The organism is Pseudomonas sp. BF-B-15 (assembly GCF_019946675.1).
GTDB classification, from domain to species: Bacteria; Pseudomonadota; Gammaproteobacteria; order Pseudomonadales; family Pseudomonadaceae; genus Aquipseudomonas; species Aquipseudomonas migulae.
In genome coordinates this window covers 1-17,209 of the sequence record NZ_JAGYFZ010000031.1, presented here as the reverse complement: position 1 = coordinate 17,209, position 17,209 = coordinate 1, and the positions used below count along the sequence as shown (strand labels likewise).

Sequence of the window (17,209 nt, the reverse complement as noted above, 5' to 3'; positions counted from 1 at the left end):
TGGGGAAACGGGTAATTGGGGTGAACTTCTGATTAAGCGTCGGCTTCTATTGCGGTAAGCAACAAAAAAACCATACGAAATCGTACGGAAAAGGATGTTTCTATGAAGCGACTATTCTGCTTGGCCGCGATTGCGGCCGCATTGATGGGGCATAGTTTTACCGCACAGGCGGCAGGCGTGGAGTTCGGGGTCGGCCAGACCAGCGATTCGACCATGACCTATCGATTGGGCATGCAATTCGATTGGGACAAGAGCTGGTTGCAAAGTGACGTCGGTCGTTTGACCGGTTACTGGAGTGGTGCCTACACCTATTGGGAAGGCGACAAGACTTCCAGCAACCACAGCCTGTCTTTCTCGCCGGTGTTTGTTTATGAGTTTGCCGGTCAGAACGTCAAACCTTATCTAGAGCTCGGGGTTGGCGTGGCGGCGTTCTCGAATACCGAACTTGAAGGCAACGAACTGGGCAGTGCCTTTCAGTTCGAAGACCGTTTTGGCTTTGGTCTGCGTTTTGCGGGTGGGCATGAAGTCGGGATTCGTGCGACGCACTATTCCAATGCGGGGCTCAGCAGCCCGAACGATGGTGTAGAAAGTTACGCGCTGCACTACACGATGCCGTTGTAAGACTAAAAGCTTCGCGGGCAAGCCTCGCTCCTACAGGTTTCATGTCGTATTCACCGTTACGACATATCGCAAAACCTGTAGGAGCGAGGCTTGCCCGCGAAGGCGTCAGATCAGGCAACACATTTCTAAATCATCGATACGCTGTGCTAATCCCCTGGCGCTCTTCGATGCACTCCGGTGCGCCCATCTCGAACTCCCGGCAGATCAGCGGGCGTTTTTCGTAGATCGTGCACATCATCGTGTTGCGATCCAGCGCAGCGCACCAGCCGTCGTCCAGGCGCAGCATGACTTCCCCGCCCCAATCATCGGTATCGATAAAACGTTCGGGCACGCCCGTGTCGGTGATCAGCATCACTTCGAGCTGGCAGCAGCAGGCCGCGCAGGTCGAGCACGTGACCGCAGGCTCGGTGATTTGCGTGTGGGGAATGGTTTTCATGGCACGCAGTGTAAGTCAGTCGGTCGGTGCTGTGTGAAAGGCCGGACGGACGCTCAGTCGTGGGTGTCGGACGACGCCAGGCGCCGGGCCATGAAATGCAGCGTGGGAAACAGCAGCGCCCAGAGTAATCCGATGCCGATCAGCGTCGGTAATTGGCCGTAAGGGAATTGCACCCCGGCCAGTTGTCCTCCCGCGTAATACGACAACGGCCCACCCACGGCGCCCAGCAAGCAGCCCAGCCACCAGGGCGTTGCGCTCCATTGCAGGCAATGGCGCAACGTCGTGGCCAGCAACGCCCACAACAGCATCAGCCATAGGGGAATCAGCGGTGCGACATCGTTGAAATCGAACACCCCCAGCCAGCGCAATGAGCTGTCGACGGTCGTGCCCAGCAGCACAACGCTGAGAATCAGCCGGCCTTCGTCCGCCCAACGACTTATCCACAGCAGATGAATCACCAAAGCGCCCAGCGCCACCAATAACCACAGACTGTTGCCGCCGATCACGCAGGCAAGCCAGCCGAGCTGGAACAGCACGGCGTTGGCCAGGCGTTCAAGCATCAAAACGGCCGAGCAGCGGCGCGGTGATCGCCGAAGGTTTGGCCAGCAGCAACTGTGCGGTGCCGATGGTGCGCTCCAGGAAACCACCTTCGCAGTAGCACAGGTAAAACTCCCACAGCCGCAGGAAATAATCGTCGTAGCCCAATTCGCTCAAGCGGCCTTGGGCGCGGCGAAAATTCTCATGCCACAGGCGCAAGGTTCGCGCGTAGTGCAGGCCAAAATCCTCCATGTGCAGCAGGTTCATGTCGGTGTCGCGGCTGACGATCTCGAGCATTTTCTGCACGCAGGGCAGGGCGCCGCCGGGGAAGATGTAGCGCTGAATGAAGTCGACACTGCCCTTGGCCTGCTCGTAGCGCTGTTCGCGGATGGTGATCGCCTGCAACAGCATCAAGCCATTGCTCTTGAGCAAGTGCGCGCACTGCTTGAAGTAGGTCGGCAGAAAGCGATGGCCTACAGCTTCGATCATCTCGATCGACACCAGTTTGTCGTACTGCCCGGTGAGGTCGCGGTAATCCTTGAGCAACAACGTGACCTGGTCTTGTAGTCCGAGGGTTTCGATCCGTTGCGCGGTAAACGCGTACTGCTCCCTGGACAGCGTGGTGGTGGTGACTTTGCAGCCATAATTCTGCGCCGCGTACAGCGCCATGCTGCCCCAACCGGTGCCGATTTCCAGCAGGTGATCGCTGGGTTTGAGGTCGAGTTTCTGGCAGATCCGCTCCAGTTTGTTCAGCTGCGCCTGTTCCAGACTGTCCTCGGGACTTAGAAATTGTGCGGCCGAATACATCATGGTCGGGTCGAGAAACTGTTCGAACAGGTCGTTGCCCAGGTCATAGTGAGCAGCGATGTTTTTCTGCGAACCCTTGCGTGTATTGCGATTGAGCCAGTGCAGGCCTTGAACGAAGGGCCGGCCGAGTTTCGCCAGGCCACCTTCCAGCGAATCAAGTACTTCAAGGTTACTGACGAACACGCGAACCACCGTCGTCAGGTCCGGCGAGCTCCAGTAACCGTGGATAAATGCCTCGCCCGCGCCGATCGAACCGTTACTCGCCACCAGCCCCCACGCTGCTGCGTCGAGGATGTGGATTTCCCCCTGCAAATGACTGCCAGCGGTGCCGAAGACCTGCCGCTCGCCATCCTCGATCACCACCAGTTGCCCGTGCTTGAGGTGCGCCAGTTGCCGCAGCACACCGCGACGCAGCAACGTCCCGGTCAAGCCGTTAGTGCCGAGTAGAGTGGCTTTGGCCGAGACGCTAGAGGATTTCATGGCGGCGATCCTTGGGCGGAACGGTGGCGGTTTGAAAGCTGCCGTCGGCAGCTTGATGAGCAAATATCGGCGCGCGTTTGAACAGCAGGCGCAGGGCTTGCCAATAAATCGCCAGGCAGGTTTTTGCGGTCATCCACGGAAAGCGCCGCAGGTATCGGTGCAGGCTGGCGCGACTCAGGGCTTCGCGTTTCAGGTTGAGCGTGGCGTCGAACAGCTTCAGTTCGCCCTGCCAGTCGGCCATGTGCACGCCGAGTTTTTTCGCGACAGGGCTGAAGCTCATACGGTGTTCGAGATCGCGTGGCAGAAACGGCGACACATGAAAGGCCTTGGCCACGGCGAAATGCTGATGGAAATCGCGCAGGTCATCCGGTGTCCTGGCCGGCAACACGTAGTGATAACGCTCGCGCCACGGGGTATTGGTGACTTCGGCAACGATTGCCGCCAGTTGGCCGTCGGCTTCGTAACAATAAAAAAAGCTCACCGGGTTGAACGCCAGGCCCCAACTGCGGGGCTGGGTCAGCAGGCAGACTGAACCTTGTGGCGCATGACCAATGGCCTGGCGGACCTGTTCGCGCACCGCATCGATCAGGCGCATGCCGTTGCCGGTGAAGGCTTTGAGGTAGTCGCTTTCGCGAAACGAAAACGGCGAGAAACGGCGGTTGCCCGACAGCGGCGATAACCCGAGTACGGCGTCCTGTTCATCGAGATCGAGGTACAGCAGGCCGATCCGGTAGCGGAATTCATGGCGCCTTGGGGCAAACCGCCGATGGGCGATCCAGCCGTTGTAGAGCGCGCTGTTCACAGCACTTCCCCGAACGAGCGGGCCACGCGCAACGCGCTGACCACGCCATCTTCATGGAAACCGTTGGCCCAGTAGGCGCCGCAATAAAAGCTGTGTTGCGCGCCATTCAATTCTTCCCAGCGCTCCTGCGCTGCCACCGCCGCCAGGCTGTATTGAGGATGGGCGTAGGTGAATCGGCCGAGCACCATGGCCGGGCTGATGCCGGCGCTCTGGTTGAGGCTGACGCAAAACGTGGTGTCGCTCTGGATGCCTTGCAGGATGTTCATGTCGTAGGTGACCGCCGCCAGCGTATGGCCGGCGCCACCGAGGCGGTAATTCCAGCTGGCCCGGGCGAGTGTGCGCGACGGCAGCAGGCGCGTGTCGGTGTGCAGCACCACTTCGTTGTCGGCGTAGGGCAGGGCACCGAGGATCGACTGTTCGGCATCGCTCGGTTTGGCCAGCAGTTTCAGCGCCTGATCGCTGTGGCAGGCGAACACCACTTTGTCGAAGCGTTCGCTGCCGGCGCGGCTGTGGATCACGACGCCATCGGCATCGCGCTCGACCTGCATCACGGGGCAGTTGAGGCGGATTTTCCGGTTAAAGGGTGCGGTCAAGGGTGCGATGTAAGCACTCGAGCCGCCCTCGATCACACGCCATTGCGGGCGATTGTTGACCGACAGCAAACCGTGATTCTTGAAAAATCGCACAAAGAATTGCAGCGGAAAATTCAGCATTTCGGCCATCGGCATCGACCAGATCGCCGCGCCCATCGGCACGATGTAATGCAGGATGAACCGCTCGCCGTAACCGCCGGCCTTGAGGTATTCGTCGAGCGTGGTGTGCGCCGCGATCCGGCCCTCGGACAGGTCGAACCGGGCGCGTTTGTTGAAGCGCACAATGTCGCGCAGCATGCCCCAGAACCCCGGCGACAGCAGGTTGCGGCGCTGGGCGAACAGGCTGTTGAGGTTGTTGCCGTTGTACTCCAGGCCGCTGTCCGGATCGGTGACCGAGAAACTCATCTCGGTCGCTTTGAAACCCACGCCGATCTGACCCAGCAAGCGAATGAAGTTCGGGTAGGTCCAGTCGTTGAACACGATGAAACCGGTGTCCACGGCATGACGCTCGCCATCGACCTTCACGTCCACGGTGTGGGTGTGGCCGCCGACTCGGTCATCGGCCTCGAACAGGGTGATCTCGTGGCGGCGATTCAGCAGGTAAGCACTGGTCAGCCCCGAGATGCCGCTGCCGATGATGGCGATGTTCACGGCACGTCCTTGATCGGCGGACTGCTGCGGACCATGCGTTTGCCGATGGCGAGCTTCACCCGGTTGGGCATTTTCGACAGCGGCCAGAGCGCCGCCATGAACAGCGCCGGGAACGCGATCTCCAGTGGCCGATGCTTCAGTTTTTCGAAGATGTGCCGCGCCGCTTTGCCCACCGGCCAACTGAGCGGCATCGGGAAATCGTTCTTCGCCGTCAGCGGAGTCTCGACGAACCCCGGGCTGACTACGGTGACTTCGATGCCTTCGGGCGCCAGGTCAATGCGCAACGATTCGAACAGATAACGCAGCCCGGCCTTCGACGCGCCATACGCCTCCGCCCGTGGCAGCGGCAGGTAAGTCACCGAACTGGCGACGCCCACCAGATGTGGCGCGAGGCCTTTGCGCAACAGCGGCAGGGCGGCTTCGATGCAGTAACTGCTGGCCAGCAGATTGGTGCGCACCACGTGCTCGACGAGCGACGAATCGAACTGCTGAACGTCGACGTATTCGCAGGTGCCAGCATTGAGAATCACCGTATCCAGCGAGCCCCAGTCATGCGCGATCTGCTCGCCGATTTCGCGTACGGTCTGGCTGTTGGTCAGGTCTCCCGCCACCACCAGCACTTGCCCGGGATAGCGTTGCGACAAGACTTTCATCGGCGCCAGCGAACGTGAACTGACCGCCAGATGGGCGCCGGTTTTCAGAATCTCCTCGGCCAGCGCGGCGCCAATGCCACTGCTTGCGCCAGTCAGCCAATATCGTCGTGGAGGTGTAAGGCTCATCCCATTCTCCTTTTCAACCAGGCGATAGCCCGGCCCAATACGGGTACATGTTCGTAAAGCAGCGCCCCGGCATCGAAGTAATCCCGGTGGCGATAAACCTTGTCGCTCCAGAGCAGGTGCGAGCAGCCTTCCACCCGAATCAAGCGCCCGCCGGCCAGGTGCGGATGGCGGTAGCTCATGACCCAGCGCAGATAACCTTCGCCTTCGCCGATCTGGTCGAAGCCGTGAAAATCGAAACGCAGCTCGCTGACGTTGGCGTAGAGCTCGCTGAAATAACTGCGCAAATGCGCGAGGCCCTGTACTTCGTGCAGCGGATCGGTGAAGTGCACGTCGTCGGCGTACAGCTCATTCAGGCGCTGCAGGTTGTCTTTGTTCAGCTCGGCAAACTGCCAGGCGAAGCGGCGCAGGAAATCACTCATAACCGCCTCCCGCGTTCTGTCGCGACGGCAGGTTTTTGAACGCCGCCAGTGCGCGTGCACGGGATGTACTTAGATTGACGATCGGCGACGGATAACCTGCCACGCCAAACAACCCGCCGAGGTTCGCCGGGTTGTGCACGTCTTTCTTGTTCAGTCCGGCCAGCTCCGGCAACCAGTGCTTGATGAACAGGCCTTCGCTGTCGAATTTTTCCGATTGGCTGAGCGGGTTGAAAATCCGGAAGTAGGGCGCCGAATCGGTGCCGGTGGATGAGCTCCATTGCCAGCCGCCGTTATTCGCCGCGAGATCGCCATCGATCAGGTGCCGCATGAAAAAACGTTCGCCTTCACGCCAGTCGATCAGCAGGTTTTTGGTGAGGAACATCGCCACCACCATGCGCAAGCGGTTGTGCATCCAGCCGGTTTCAAGCAGTTGGCGCATCGCTGCGTCAATGATCGGCAGACCGGTGCGCGCTTCTTGCCAGGCTGCCAGTTCGTCGGGGGCATCGCGCCAGGCCAGGGCTTCGGTTTCCGGGCGGAAGGCGCGGTGACGGGAGACGCGCGGGTAGCCCACCAGAATGTGTTTGTAGAACTCGCGCCACAGCAATTCGTTGATCCAGGTGACGGCGCCGACTTTGCCGCTTTCGAACTCGCCCTGATTGCTTTGCAGGGCAGCATGCAAGCACTGGCGCGGGGAAATGACGCCGGCCGCCAGGTAAGCCGAGAGCTGACTGGTGCCGGGTTTGGCCGGGAAGTCACGCTCACTTTTGTAGTAGTCGATCTGCGCATCGGCGAAGGTGTCCAGACGGCGTCGGGCTTCGGTTTCACCGGCGGGCCAGAGCGCGCGCAAGGTGTCGCTGGGCGTGTCGAAGCCTGCAACGCTTGAAGGGGTTTCATCGCTGTCGATGTTCAGCTTCGATTGCACCGCTGGCGCCCTGACGAGACTCGGCAATGAACGGTGCAGACGGTCGTAGCAGACTTTGCGGAACTGACTGAAGACCTGGAAATAGGTGCCGGTCTTGGTCAGTACGGTGCCGGGGCTGAACAGCAACTGATCGAGGTAGCTATAAAAGTCGACGCCTTTGGTTTTCAGTGCTTCTGCCACCGCTGCATCACGACGGCTTTCGTGAATGCCGTATTCCTCGTTGACGTGCACCGCGTCGATCTTCAATTGCTGGCACAGGTCGAGCAGAACCTTCGGCGCTTCATCCCAGCGAGAGGCCGTGCGAATCAGCAACGGGATGTTCAACTCGCCAAGTGCACGGTTCAGTTCACGGAGGTTGCGCAGCCAGAAATCCACTTTGCACGGCGCGTCGTCATGCTCGCGCCATTGTTCCGGGCTCAACAGGTACACCGCCACGCTCGGCCCCCGGGAAGCGGCGGCCGAGAGGGCGGTGTTGTCATGTAGACGCAAGTCGCTGCGCAGCCAGATCAATTGCATGGTGGTGTCCGTACGATTCATTTAAATAAGCCCGCGCTGTACCAGGTCCTGATGCGCCGATAACGGATCTTCGGCCAGGAACAATTCAGCAATCTCTGTGGTTTTTACGGACAACTCGGCGTGGTGGATGCATACCGTTGGTCCGGCAATCATTTTTGGGCAACTGACACCGTTGAAAAGTTTCGGCAGCTGCGCAAGGTTCATGGCTTTGCTGGAATACAGCAGTACGCCACGGGCTTGCAGGTGATCGACTGCCAGTGCGAGCTCGCCCGCCGGCAACGGCCAGTCGAACACTTCCACCGGGCAATCGGCGCTGCTGATCAACCACGCGGTGAGCCACAGATACGGTTCCAGCGGCAGGTCGGAGTGATTGATCAACAGCAGCGGTGCGGTGCGCAGTTGACGGTTGTTATGGTAGATGCGCGCGCCGAATTTGCTGCGTAACCAGGAGTAAAAAAACACGCGCTCCATCTGCGAGCCAAACTGGCCTTGCCAGCGTTGTTCAAGTTCGGCCAGCAACGGCATCAACAGTTGTTCGCACAAAGTCCGCGGCGGGTACAACGCGATCGCCTGGTTGACTGTGTCATCCAGGGTGCGTTCGTTGAGCCGAGTGACTGCTTGCAGCAGCGTGTTGCACATCACCTGCCAATCATTTTCGACCGATTCGCCAAAGGCTTGCGGGGTGTCGAGCAGTTGCTTGACCTGGCTGACGGCCACGCCGCGATTGAGCCAGGTGAGGATTGTCAGGATGCGTTGTACGTGTTCGGCGCTGAACAGCCGATGCCCTTTGGGCGTGCGTTGCGGCACGATCAAACCGTAACGCCGTTCCCAGGCGCGCAAGGTGACGGCGTTGACGCCGGTCTGCCGGGCCACTTCACGAATTGGCAGCCAACCCTCATCGAGGGCTTTCTTGAAGTCGGCGCCGAGGTCTTCGCGGGCACTGGTGTCGAGTGGGATTTTCATCAGATCGCGTTTCGCAGGCTGAGGTTTTCCGGGTGCGGTTGCAGGTAAACCTGTTGCGCAATGTACGGATCCGGGTGTTGGCGAAAGTGATGTTTGAGCAGTGTCAGCGGCACCACCAGCGGCACGATGCCGTGGCGGTACTGGCCGATGACGTGTTGCACTTCCTGTTTGTCTTCAGCGGTGATGACCTGCTTGAGGTAACCACTGATGTGTTGCAGGACGTTGGTGTGGGTGCGGCGCGTGGCGCACTTTTTCAAGGCCGCCATCAGTTCGCTGAAATAACGTGGGCCGAGTTCTTTCGGGTCGATCTGGCCCATGTTGCCCAGCAGATTGCCCAGGGTTTTGTACTGCACCGGGTTGTGGGCCATCAGCAGGTATTTGTAGCGCGAGTGAAATTCGGTCAATCCGCGACGAGTCAGCCCTGCTTGCAGCAACTGTTGCCAGGCGCTGTAGGCGAACACGCGGGTGAGAAAGTTTTCCCGCAGCACCGGGTCGTTGAGCCGGCCGTCTTCTTCCACCGGCAGGTCCGGGTGCAGCGCACAGAAAGCCTGGGCATAGATGCCACGGCCACCGCCGTCTACCGGTGCACCGTTGGCGTGGTAGACCTTGACCCGATCCAGTCCACACGACGGTGATTTCTGCATGAAGATGTAGCCGCAGACATCGTCCAGTTCGGCGGCCATCTTCCGGGCGTAATCGGACAGCGGCCGGGTGACATTCAGTTCGGGGTGAACAGTGCCGATGGCTTCGGGGCGTTCAGCATCACCGACCAGTCGAATGGGCTGGCGAGGAATGCCCAGGCCGATGGCGACTTCCGGGCACACCGGGACGAAATCGAAATACTCGGTGAGGGTGCGGCTGCACAGCCGCGATTCCTTGTGCCCGCCATTGAAACGCACCTCGGCGCCCATCAGGCAGGCGCTGATGGCGATTTTCGGTTTCGCGCTGGCGTGGAGCATCGGAGCACCTCGAATCCAAACCTGTACAGGATTTAATTTCTGTACAACATGTGTTTCATCATAGATTCAAAGGTGTACAAGTCAAATTGTTTGTATAAGTATTTGGCGTGCTGTAGGAGCCGGCTTGCCGGCGATCAACGATGACGCGGTATTCCTGAATGATCGCGGCGTTTGGATCGCCAGCAAGCCGGCTCCTACAGGGATCTAGTTCCAGCCCGAGATCCAGGCGTCGCTGTTTTTCAGGGTTTGCCAGCTCAGGCGTTGATTGCGCTTGGTCAGCACCGCCTGCAATTCGACGTCCAGCACCGTGCCTTCCTCGTCGCGGAACAGCTCGATGACCAGAAAATGTTTTTCGCGGTTTTGCGGGTGGGCTGCTGTCCATTTCGACAGCAGCAATTTGCTCGGGTTGATGCGGTTCACTGCAGGTGTTCGTGCAGGCGGCGGGCGGCTTCCTGACCGCTGAGCCAGGCACCTTCGACACGACCGGACAGGCACCAGTCGCCACACGCGTAAAGACCCAGGTCGGCATCGGCCAGCGTGCCCCATTCATGGCTGCTGGCGGGGCGGGCGTAGAGCCAGCGGTGCGCGAGGCTGAAGCTCGGCGCAGGCATGGCGCTGTGGAGCAGTTCGGCGAACGCGCCGTGCAGTTGCTCGATCACGGCTTCCTTGGACAGGTCGATATGTTGCCGGCTCCAGGTGCTGGTCGCGTGCAATACCCAGGTGTCCTTGGTGTTGTCGCGCCCCGGTTTGCTGCGGTTGCGCGCCAGCCAGTCGAGTGGGCTGTCTTGCACGAAGCAGCCTTCCATGGGTGTATCCAGCGGAGTATCGAAGGCCAGTGCGACGGCCCAGGTCGGGTCCATTTTGACCCCGGCGGCGGCGCCTGCGAGTTTCGGCGCGGAGGCCAGCAAGGCGGTCGCTTGCGGTGCTGGCGTGGCGACGATCACGTGACTGAACGGGCCATGAGTGAAACCTTCGGCATCCTGCAGATGCCAGTGTTCTTCACCGCGATAGACCTCGGTAATGCGGCAGGCAAAATGCACTTCCAGATCGCCAATCAGGCCACGGGTGATGGCGCTCATGCGTGGCGTGCCGACCCAGCGCGTCTGCTCGTCCGGCGACAGGTTGAGCTGGCCACCGTGGTAGGTATAAAGCTGCGGCGCCCATTCGGCGACCCAGCCTTTGGCTTGCCAACGCTGGACTTCAGTGACAAAGCGGCGATCACGCGCAGTGAAATATTGCGCGCCCATGTCCAGCGCACCCGCATCGCTGCGCTTGCTCGACATGCGCCCGCCACTGCCGCGGCTTTTATCGAAAAGTTGAACGACATGCCCTGCGTCCGTAAGGGCTTGGGCGGCTGAGAGTCCGGCAATGCCGGTGCCGATGATTGCGATAGGTACAGTCATAGGGGCCTCGTTTACCTTTCTGTACAGACTACGCCGTGGTTGAAACCTGTACAATATTGTTTTTCGGTATAACTTTTAGCGTTCTCGTTCTGACAGCTTGGCCTATTGTTAAACACAGACCCTGCCCGATATCAAAGATCCCTGCTTATAAAAATAGACTAGTGATCAGGGTAAAACGCCACGCGAGGAAGAAGTCATGCACATATTGCTGACCGGCGGTACTGGTTTGATAGGACGTCAGCTCTGCCGCCACTGGTTGAGTCAGGGACATAGTCTGACCGTCTGGAGCCGGACGCCGGCCAAAGTCGCGAAAGTCTGTGGCGCCCAGGTGCGCGCGGTGGCCCGACTCGAGGACCTCGGTCAGGAACCGGTGGATGCGATTATCAACCTCGCGGGTGCGCCGATTGCCGACCGGCTCTGGACCCACCGACGTAAAGCCTTGCTGTGGAGCAGCCGCATCACCCTGACGGAAACCTTGCTGGCGTGGCTCGAAAACCGTGAACAGAAACCGCAGGTGTTGATTTCGGGCTCTGCCATTGGCTGGTATGGCGACGGGGGCGAACGGGAGTTGACTGAACATTCCCCTCCGGTGATCGATGATTTTGCCAGTCAGTTGTGCATTGCCTGGGAAGAAACCGCTCAGCGTGCCGAAGCCTTGGGCATTCGCGTGATCTTCGTTCGCACCGGCTTGGTGCTGTCGGCCGAGGGCGGCTTTTTGTCGCGGCTGTTGCTGCCATTCAAACTGGGGCTGGGCGGGCCTTTGGGCACTGGTCGGCAGTGGATGCCGTGGATCCATATCAATGATCAAATCGCCCTGATTGATTTTCTTCTGCATCAGAAAAACGCCAGCGGTCCTTATAATGCCTGCGCGCCCAAACCGGTGCGCAATCGCGAATTTGCCAAGACGCTGGGCAGCGTGCTGCATCGCCCGGCGTTCATGCCCATGCCGGCCCTGGCCTTGAAGGTGGGCCTGGGCGAGTTGTCATTGCTGTTGCTGGGTGGCCAGAAGGCTGTTCCGGCGCGCTTGCTGGAAGCGGGCTTCACCTTCCAGTTCACTGACCTGCGTGCGGCTCTGGACGACTTGTCCAGCCGCCTCTGAAATAGGACGTTGCATGACCGATCACGCGTTGCTTCTGGTCAACCTGGGTTCACCTGCCTCCACCTCGGTGGCGGATGTGCGCAGCTACCTCAATCAATTTCTGATGGACCCGTATGTGATCGACCTGCCATGGCCGGTGCGCCGTTTGCTGGTCTCGCTGATTCTGATCAGACGCCCGGAGCAGTCGGCCCACGCCTACGCCTCGATCTGGTGGGAGGAGGGCTCGCCACTGGTGGTGCTCAGCCGCCGCTTGCAACAGGCCATGAGCGCACAGTGGAGCCACGGGCCGGTGGAACTGGCGATGCGTTATGGCGAGCCGTCGATTGAGTCGAAACTGCTGCAACTCGCCGCCCAGGGCCACAAGCGAATTACCCTCGCGCCGCTTTATCCGCAGTTCGCCGACAGCACCGTGACCACGGTGATCGAGGAAGCCAAGCGGGTGGTGAGCGAGCACAAACTCAATGTGCAGTTCTCGATACTCGAGCCGTTCTACGATCAGCCGGAATACATCGATGCCCTGGTGGCCAGCGCCAAGCCGCATCTGGAGCAGGATTTCGATCATCTGTTGCTGAGCTTCCATGGCTTGCCGGAGCGGCATCTGAAGAAGCTCAACCCGGGGCACAGTTTCGAAGGTGGCGGCGATTGCTGCGCCGGTGCGCCACCGGAAGTCGTCGCGACCTGTTACCGCGGCCAGTGCCTGCGCACCGCAGCGGAATTCGCCAAGCGCATGGGCCTGCCGGACGGCAAATGGTCGGTGTCGTTTCAGTCGCGGCTGGGTCGGGCGAAATGGATCGAACCCTACACCGAAGCGCGCCTTGATGAGTTGGCGGGAATGGGCGTGAGGAAGGTGCTGGTGATGTGCCCGGCGTTCGTTGCCGATTGCATCGAGACGCTGGAAGAAATCGGTGATCGCGGGAAAGAACAATTCCGCGAAGCGGGGGGGGAGGAGTTGGTGCTGGTGCCGTGCCTCAACGATGATCCGCAGTGGGCGAAGGCGATCTAAAGGCTGGTTTACAACAAAGGCTCATCCGCCTTCTTGTGCTTCCAGCTGTCATTCCCCGGCAGCAACAGGTTCAGCGCAATCGCCACCACCGCGCACAGCGCGATGCCTTTGAGGCCGAAGTCGTCCGGGCCGGTGCCGGTGCCGACCAGCACGCCGCCAATCCCGAACACCAGCGTTACCGAAACGATCACCAGGTTGCGCGCCTCGCCCAGGTCGATCTTGTGGCGAATCAGCGTGTTCATCCCCACCGCCGCAATCGAACCGAACAACAGGCACAGAATCCCGCCCATCACCGGCACCGGAATGCTTTGCAGCAACGCACCGAACTTGCCGATGAACGCCAGGCTGATGGCGAAGATCGCCGCCCAGGTCATGATTTTCGGGTTGTAGTTCTTGGTCAGCATCACCGCGCCGGTCACTTCGGCGTACGTGGTGTTGGGCGGGCCGCCGAACAGGCCGGCAGCGGTGGTGGCAATGCCGTCGCCGAGCAGCGTGCGGTGCAGGCCTGGCTTCTTCAGGTAGTCACGGCCGGTCACGCTGCCCACGGCGATCACGCCGCCGATGTGCTCGATGGCCGGGGCCAATGCCACCGGAACGATGAAGAGAATCGCTTGCCAGTTGAATTCCGGCGCAGTGAAGTTCGGGATCGCGAACCACGGTGCAGCGGCAATCTTCGCGGTATCAACCACGCCGAAATAGAACGCCATCGCAAAACCGACCAGCACGCCGGATATGATCGGTACCAGGCGGAAAATGCCTTTGCCGAACACCGCAACGATCAGCGTGGTCAGCAGCGCCGGCATCGAGATCAGCATGGCTGTCTGGTAATGAATCAGTTCGGAGCCGTCGCCAGCCTTACCCATCGCCATGTTGGCGGCGATTGGCGCCATGGCCAGGCCGATGGAAATGATCACCGGACCAATCACCACCGGTGGCAGCAAACGGTCGATGAAACCGGTGCCTTTGATCTTCACGGCGAGGCCGAGGAAGGTGTAGACAAAACCCGCCGCCATCACACCGCCCATGGTCGCCGCGAGGCCGAACTGGCCTTTGGCGAGAATGATCGGGGTGATGAAGGCGAAGCTCGATGCCAGGAATACCGGCACCTGACGCCCGGTGACGATCTGGAACAGAATCGTCCCCAAACCGGCGGTGAACAGCGCCACGTTCGGGTCGAGGCCGGTAATCAGCGGCATCAATACCAGCGCGCCAAAGGCCACGAACAGCATCTGCGCACCCGACAGCACCGTGCGCCAGAGCGGATCGTTGAACTCTTGCTGCATGCTCAAGCGTCCTTCTGCTTGGTGCCGAAGATCTTGTCGCCGGCATCGCCCAGGCCCGGGATGATGTAACCGTGTTCGTTGAGTTTCTCGTCAATGGAAGCGGTGTAGATGGTCACGTCCGGGTGAGCCTTCTCCACAGCGGCGATGCCTTCCGGCGCGGCGACCAGCACCATGGCGCGGATGTCGCGGCAACCGGCTTTTTTCAACAGGTCGATGGTGGCAACCATGGAACTGCCGGTGGCGAGCATCGGGTCGATGATCATTGCCAGGCGTTCGTTGATTTCCGGAACCAGTTTTTCCAGATACGTGTGGGCTTGCAGCGTCTGTTCGTTGCGGGCCACGCCCACGGCGCTGACTTTGGCGCCCGGGATCAGGCTCAGCACGCCTTCGAGCATGCCGATGCCGGCGCGCAGGATCGGCACTACGGTGATTTTCTTGCCGGCGATTTTCTCGACCGACACGGTGCCGCACCAGCCTTCGATGTCGTAGGATTCCAGCGGCAGGTCTTTGGTGGCTTCATAGGTCAAAAGGGCACCGACTTCCTGAGCGAGCTCGCGGAAATTCTTGGTGCTGATGTCTGCGCGGCGCATCAGGCCGAGTTTGTGACGGATCAGCGGATGGCGGATCTCGAGGATGGGCATGGGAAAGGCTCCGGCGGCGGGCAAAAAAACCGGCCTAGATTAATCTATCCGAGGGTGTTGTCCTATAGACAATAGAGTACGTTAGTCCACAAACGCTTGATCTGGCCGTGCGGGATGCGTACCTTTGCCCGCTTTTCCTGAATGCCACCCCTTGGAGAGCGCCATGTCCGCTGATCTCGAGCATATCCGTCAAATCATGCGAGAGGCTGACTGCCTGTACACCGAAGCTGAAGTCGAGGCGGCCATCGCCCGCGTTGGTGCACATATCAATGAACAAATGGCTGACACTAACCCGGTGGTGTTCTGCGTGATGAACGGCGGCCTGATCTTCGCCGGCAAGCTGCTCACCCATCTGCAATTCCCGCTGGAAGCGTCCTACCTGCACGCCACCCGTTATCGCAACGAAACCAGCGGCGGCGACCTGTTCTGGAAAGCCAAGCCTGAAGTGTCGTTTATCGACCGTGACGTGCTGATCATCGACGACATCCTCGATGAAGGTCACACCCTGGGCGCGATCATCGACTTCTGCAAACACGCCGGCGCGCGCAAAGTGCACACCGCCGTGCTGATCGACAAGGACCACGACCGCAAGGCTCGTCCGGACCTGAAAGCCGATTTCGTCGGTTTGCCGTGCATCGACCGCTACATCTTCGGTTACGGCATGGACTACAAAGGCTACTGGCGTAACGCCAACGGGATTTTTGCCGTTAAAGGAATGTAAGCACATGGCCGCGCCGAGCTTTCTTGATCAAACCCTGTTCACTGAGTTGGCCGAGAAAGCAGCGGCCAATCCGCGTGGACGCCAGCACCACAACTTTCATCAGATGGAAGACGCTTGCCATCGCATGGCGGTGGGTTTGCAGCCGGGCACGTACATCCCGCCTCATCGGCATCTGGGGGAGAACAAGGCTGAAACCTTGCTGGTCCTCAAGGGACGGCTTGGCGTGTTGATCTTCGACGAGTCCGGCGCGGTGGTGCGCAAGCAAGTGCTGCAGGCCGCTGGCGACTGCGTCGGCGTGGACCTGCCAACCGGTGTGTTTCATGGCCTGGTGGTGCTGGAAGCCGACAGCCTGATGTTCGAGTGCAAGGCCGGTCCTTATCGTCCTGTGGGCGAAGGTGAACTGGCTGATTGGGCGCCGCGTGAAGGCGAGCCGGGCGTGGCCGAGTATCAGGCCTGGATGCGCGCGCAGTTCGATTGATACGCACCACCCCACTGTAGGAGCGAGGCTTGCCCGCGAAGGCGGTGTGTCAGTCGATAACTAAGGGACTGACACACCGCCTTCGCGGGCAAGCCACGCTCCTACAGGGACGGTGTGCAGCCATGATAGAGTGCCCGGCCCCGCCTTTCGGAGCCCGTCATGAGCCTTTTGATCCGCAGCTGCGCCGCCCTGTTGCTGACCCTCAGCCTGCCGCTGGCCGCCGCGCCGGCGCTGATGCACGGGCAGTTTCTGCCGCCTGACGACCTGACGCTGCGTGATGCCGAACCGGAGCAGCAACAATTGCTGCAGGTCACCGAGTATTCGGTGGTGGTCGGCAGCCAACGGCAGTCCACCCAACAGCCGATCCCGGTAACGTCTCCGCTGCTGATCCGCCTCAAGGGCAAATCCTTGAACAAGGGCGCGACCATCAATCAGGTGCTGGTCAACTTCGATGGCGAAAGCAAAAGCCTGAAAAAGCCGATCTACGACGACAAGAGCAAAACCCTGACGCTGTTTTACCCGATGGCGCAATACCGCGTGGTGATCGACTTGCTGCGCAATGACACGGTGTATTGCCAGTTCCTCAGCTACGCCAACGGTCATGTCTGGGCCGATCTGCACACCGGGGCCGTTCGTCCGCGTTGAGCCCGGCGGCCAGTGAGGGGTAAACTGCCCGCCCCGTGAAATGTCTGCGAGCTGGAGTCGGCAATGCGTAAAGATAAGAAACAAGTGATTGGTGACGAGATCGGCGACGAGCAGATCAAGTTGTTTCTCGATTTCGAACCGGTCGACGCCACTTCGCCGTCCCTGCACAAACTGATCAAGGCCTACCGTGGCCTGCGTATCGACGACTTCGAGCGTTTTCTGACGTTCTTCGTCGAGGCCGGTTTTGATCTGGACGGCAAGGACGAGCACGGCAATGACTTCGTTGCCCTGATCAAGGATCAGCGCAACGCGCCGGACTACATCGAACTGATCGAAAAAGCCCGCGGCTGAAACCTGTTTCCCTGGCGCCCCCCACTTCTGTAGGAGCCGGCTTGCTGGCGATGGCATCCCCTCGGTCTGTCAGATCCACCGAGGTGATGCCATCGCCAGC

At 60.1% G+C, this 17,209-nt stretch carries 21 protein-coding genes; 7 read left to right on the top strand and 14 right to left on the bottom strand.

The window, feature by feature from the left end; translation table 11 throughout:
* Positions 1–102: 102 nt before the first annotated feature.
* On the top strand, positions 103–621 hold the full coding sequence (locus KGA97_RS12535; RefSeq protein ID WP_223480867.1) for an acyloxyacyl hydrolase: 519 nt from the start codon (positions 103–105) through the stop codon (positions 619–621).
* Positions 622–751: 130 nt separating this feature from the next.
* Here KGA97_RS12535 and KGA97_RS12530 read toward each other — a convergent pair whose 3' ends face one another.
* The 12 genes from KGA97_RS12530 to KGA97_RS12475 form a co-directional block, all read right to left on the bottom strand.
* Positions 752–1,057, bottom strand: a complete 306-nt coding sequence (locus tag KGA97_RS12530) for a YkgJ family cysteine cluster protein (protein ID WP_008025864.1) — start codon at positions 1,055–1,057, stop codon at positions 752–754.
* Between the two features lie 53 nt (positions 1,058–1,110).
* Complete coding sequence (locus tag KGA97_RS12525) at positions 1,111–1,617, bottom strand: DUF2878 domain-containing protein (protein ID WP_223480866.1); 507 nt, start codon at positions 1,615–1,617, stop codon at positions 1,111–1,113.
* Positions 1,610–2,881 (bottom strand): SAM-dependent methyltransferase, encoded by a 1,272-nt coding sequence (locus KGA97_RS12520; protein ID WP_223480865.1) that lies wholly within the window; start codon positions 2,879–2,881, stop codon positions 1,610–1,612. The genes KGA97_RS12525 and KGA97_RS12520 overlap by 8 nt, the downstream gene beginning before the upstream one ends.
* On the bottom strand, positions 2,868–3,683 hold the full coding sequence (locus tag KGA97_RS12515; protein ID WP_192228945.1) for a DUF1365 domain-containing protein: 816 nt from the start codon (positions 3,681–3,683) through the stop codon (positions 2,868–2,870). Before KGA97_RS12515 ends, KGA97_RS12520 begins: the two co-directional genes overlap by 14 nt.
* On the bottom strand, positions 3,680–4,927 hold the full coding sequence (locus KGA97_RS12510; protein ID WP_223480864.1) for an NAD(P)/FAD-dependent oxidoreductase: 1,248 nt from the start codon (positions 4,925–4,927) through the stop codon (positions 3,680–3,682). The genes KGA97_RS12515 and KGA97_RS12510 overlap by 4 nt, the downstream gene beginning before the upstream one ends.
* Positions 4,924–5,706 (bottom strand): SDR family NAD(P)-dependent oxidoreductase, encoded by a 783-nt coding sequence (locus tag KGA97_RS12505; protein ID WP_008037218.1) that lies wholly within the window; start codon positions 5,704–5,706, stop codon positions 4,924–4,926. Before KGA97_RS12505 ends, KGA97_RS12510 begins: the two co-directional genes overlap by 4 nt.
* Positions 5,703–6,125, bottom strand: coding sequence for a nuclear transport factor 2 family protein (locus KGA97_RS12500; RefSeq protein WP_223480863.1), 423 nt, complete (start codon positions 6,123–6,125; stop codon positions 5,703–5,705). Before KGA97_RS12500 ends, KGA97_RS12505 begins: the two co-directional genes overlap by 4 nt.
* Entirely contained in the window at positions 6,118–7,563 is a 1,446-nt protein-coding gene (gene phrB / locus KGA97_RS12495; RefSeq protein ID WP_223480862.1) for a deoxyribodipyrimidine photo-lyase, read from the bottom strand. The genes KGA97_RS12500 and phrB overlap by 8 nt, the downstream gene beginning before the upstream one ends.
* A gap of 21 nt (positions 7,564–7,584) precedes the next feature.
* Positions 7,585–8,526 carry a MerR family transcriptional regulator gene (locus KGA97_RS12490; RefSeq protein WP_223480861.1) on the bottom strand — a complete coding sequence of 314 codons (942 nt, stop codon included), beginning with the start codon at positions 8,524–8,526 and terminating at the stop codon, positions 7,585–7,587.
* Entirely contained in the window at positions 8,526–9,485 is a 960-nt protein-coding gene (locus KGA97_RS12485) for a YbgA family protein (RefSeq protein ID WP_223480860.1), read from the bottom strand. The genes KGA97_RS12490 and KGA97_RS12485 overlap by 1 nt, the downstream gene beginning before the upstream one ends.
* A gap of 204 nt (positions 9,486–9,689) precedes the next feature.
* Positions 9,690–9,905 carry a TIGR02450 family Trp-rich protein gene (locus KGA97_RS12480; protein ID WP_192228951.1) on the bottom strand — a complete coding sequence of 72 codons (216 nt, stop codon included), beginning with the start codon at positions 9,903–9,905 and terminating at the stop codon, positions 9,690–9,692.
* Positions 9,902–10,888, bottom strand: coding sequence for an NAD(P)/FAD-dependent oxidoreductase (locus tag KGA97_RS12475; RefSeq protein ID WP_008037229.1), 987 nt, complete (start codon positions 10,886–10,888; stop codon positions 9,902–9,904). Before KGA97_RS12475 ends, KGA97_RS12480 begins: the two co-directional genes overlap by 4 nt.
* Positions 10,889–11,084: 196 nt before the next feature.
* Here KGA97_RS12475 and KGA97_RS12470 point away from each other — a divergent pair, with 196 nt between their 5' ends.
* Both KGA97_RS12470 and hemH read left to right on the top strand, forming a co-directional pair.
* Entirely contained in the window at positions 11,085–11,987 is a 903-nt protein-coding gene (locus KGA97_RS12470) for a TIGR01777 family oxidoreductase (RefSeq protein WP_223480859.1), read from the top strand.
* 13 nt (positions 11,988–12,000) lie between these two features.
* Positions 12,001–12,990 carry a ferrochelatase gene (hemH, locus tag KGA97_RS12465; RefSeq protein WP_223450263.1) on the top strand — a complete coding sequence of 330 codons (990 nt, stop codon included), beginning with the start codon at positions 12,001–12,003 and terminating at the stop codon, positions 12,988–12,990.
* Positions 12,991–12,998: 8 nt separating this feature from the next.
* Here the strand turns inward: hemH and KGA97_RS12460 are convergent, their stop codons facing one another.
* Positions 12,999–14,273 (bottom strand): uracil-xanthine permease family protein, encoded by a 1,275-nt coding sequence (locus KGA97_RS12460; RefSeq protein ID WP_008025891.1) that lies wholly within the window; start codon positions 14,271–14,273, stop codon positions 12,999–13,001.
* A 2-nt stretch (positions 14,274–14,275) separates the two neighbouring features.
* Positions 14,276–14,914: a uracil phosphoribosyltransferase gene (gene upp / locus KGA97_RS12455; RefSeq protein ID WP_008025893.1), complete on the bottom strand. Its 639-nt coding sequence runs from the start codon at positions 14,912–14,914 to the stop codon at positions 14,276–14,278.
* Positions 14,915–15,077: 163 nt separating this feature from the next.
* Between upp and KGA97_RS12450 the strand changes: the two genes are divergently transcribed.
* From KGA97_RS12450 to KGA97_RS12435, 4 genes are all read left to right on the top strand, one after another.
* Entirely contained in the window at positions 15,078–15,635 is a 558-nt protein-coding gene (locus KGA97_RS12450; protein ID WP_008025895.1) for a hypoxanthine-guanine phosphoribosyltransferase, read from the top strand.
* Between the two features lie 4 nt (positions 15,636–15,639).
* Positions 15,640–16,113, top strand: a complete 474-nt coding sequence (locus KGA97_RS12445) for a WbuC family cupin fold metalloprotein (RefSeq protein WP_008037236.1) — start codon at positions 15,640–15,642, stop codon at positions 16,111–16,113.
* Between the two features lie 159 nt (positions 16,114–16,272).
* Positions 16,273–16,758 (top strand): hypothetical protein, encoded by a 486-nt coding sequence (locus KGA97_RS12440; protein WP_008025899.1) that lies wholly within the window; start codon positions 16,273–16,275, stop codon positions 16,756–16,758.
* Between the two features lie 63 nt (positions 16,759–16,821).
* Positions 16,822–17,109 carry a PA4642 family protein gene (locus KGA97_RS12435; protein ID WP_008037237.1) on the top strand — a complete coding sequence of 96 codons (288 nt, stop codon included), beginning with the start codon at positions 16,822–16,824 and terminating at the stop codon, positions 17,107–17,109.
* The last annotated feature ends 100 nt before the right edge of the window (positions 17,110–17,209 follow it).

Bases quoted from the DNA above. Each gene is read 5' to 3' on its own strand.
- KGA97_RS12535 (WP_223480867.1), top strand. From the start codon at position 103: ATGAAGCGACTATTCTGCTTGGCCGCGATTGCGGCCGCATTGATGGGG.
- KGA97_RS12530 (WP_008025864.1), bottom strand. From the start codon at position 1,057: ATGAAAACCATTCCCCACACGCAAATCACCGAGCCTGCGGTCACGTGC.
- KGA97_RS12525 (WP_223480866.1), bottom strand. From the start codon at position 1,617: ATGCTTGAACGCCTGGCCAACGCCGTGCTGTTCCAGCTCGGCTGGCTT.
- KGA97_RS12520 (WP_223480865.1), bottom strand. From the start codon at position 2,881: ATGAAATCCTCTAGCGTCTCGGCCAAAGCCACTCTACTCGGCACTAAC.
- KGA97_RS12505 (WP_008037218.1), bottom strand. From the start codon at position 5,706: ATGAGCCTTACACCTCCACGACGATATTGGCTGACTGGCGCAAGCAGT.
- KGA97_RS12500 (WP_223480863.1), bottom strand. From the start codon at position 6,125: ATGAGTGATTTCCTGCGCCGCTTCGCCTGGCAGTTTGCCGAGCTGAAC.
- phrB (WP_223480862.1), bottom strand. From the start codon at position 7,563: ATGCAATTGATCTGGCTGCGCAGCGACTTGCGTCTACATGACAACACC.
- KGA97_RS12490 (WP_223480861.1), bottom strand. From the start codon at position 8,526: ATGAAAATCCCACTCGACACCAGTGCCCGCGAAGACCTCGGCGCCGAC.
- KGA97_RS12485 (WP_223480860.1), bottom strand. From the start codon at position 9,485: ATGCTCCACGCCAGCGCGAAACCGAAAATCGCCATCAGCGCCTGCCTG.
- KGA97_RS12475 (WP_008037229.1), bottom strand. From the start codon at position 10,888: ATGACTGTACCTATCGCAATCATCGGCACCGGCATTGCCGGACTCTCA.
- KGA97_RS12470 (WP_223480859.1), top strand. From the start codon at position 11,085: ATGCACATATTGCTGACCGGCGGTACTGGTTTGATAGGACGTCAGCTC.
- hemH (WP_223450263.1), top strand. From the start codon at position 12,001: ATGACCGATCACGCGTTGCTTCTGGTCAACCTGGGTTCACCTGCCTCC.
- KGA97_RS12460 (WP_008025891.1), bottom strand. From the start codon at position 14,273: ATGCAGCAAGAGTTCAACGATCCGCTCTGGCGCACGGTGCTGTCGGGT.
- upp (WP_008025893.1), bottom strand. From the start codon at position 14,914: ATGCCCATCCTCGAGATCCGCCATCCGCTGATCCGTCACAAACTCGGC.
- KGA97_RS12450 (WP_008025895.1), top strand. From the start codon at position 15,078: ATGTCCGCTGATCTCGAGCATATCCGTCAAATCATGCGAGAGGCTGAC.
- KGA97_RS12445 (WP_008037236.1), top strand. From the start codon at position 15,640: ATGGCCGCGCCGAGCTTTCTTGATCAAACCCTGTTCACTGAGTTGGCC.
- KGA97_RS12440 (WP_008025899.1), top strand. From the start codon at position 16,273: ATGAGCCTTTTGATCCGCAGCTGCGCCGCCCTGTTGCTGACCCTCAGC.
- KGA97_RS12435 (WP_008037237.1), top strand. From the start codon at position 16,822: ATGCGTAAAGATAAGAAACAAGTGATTGGTGACGAGATCGGCGACGAG.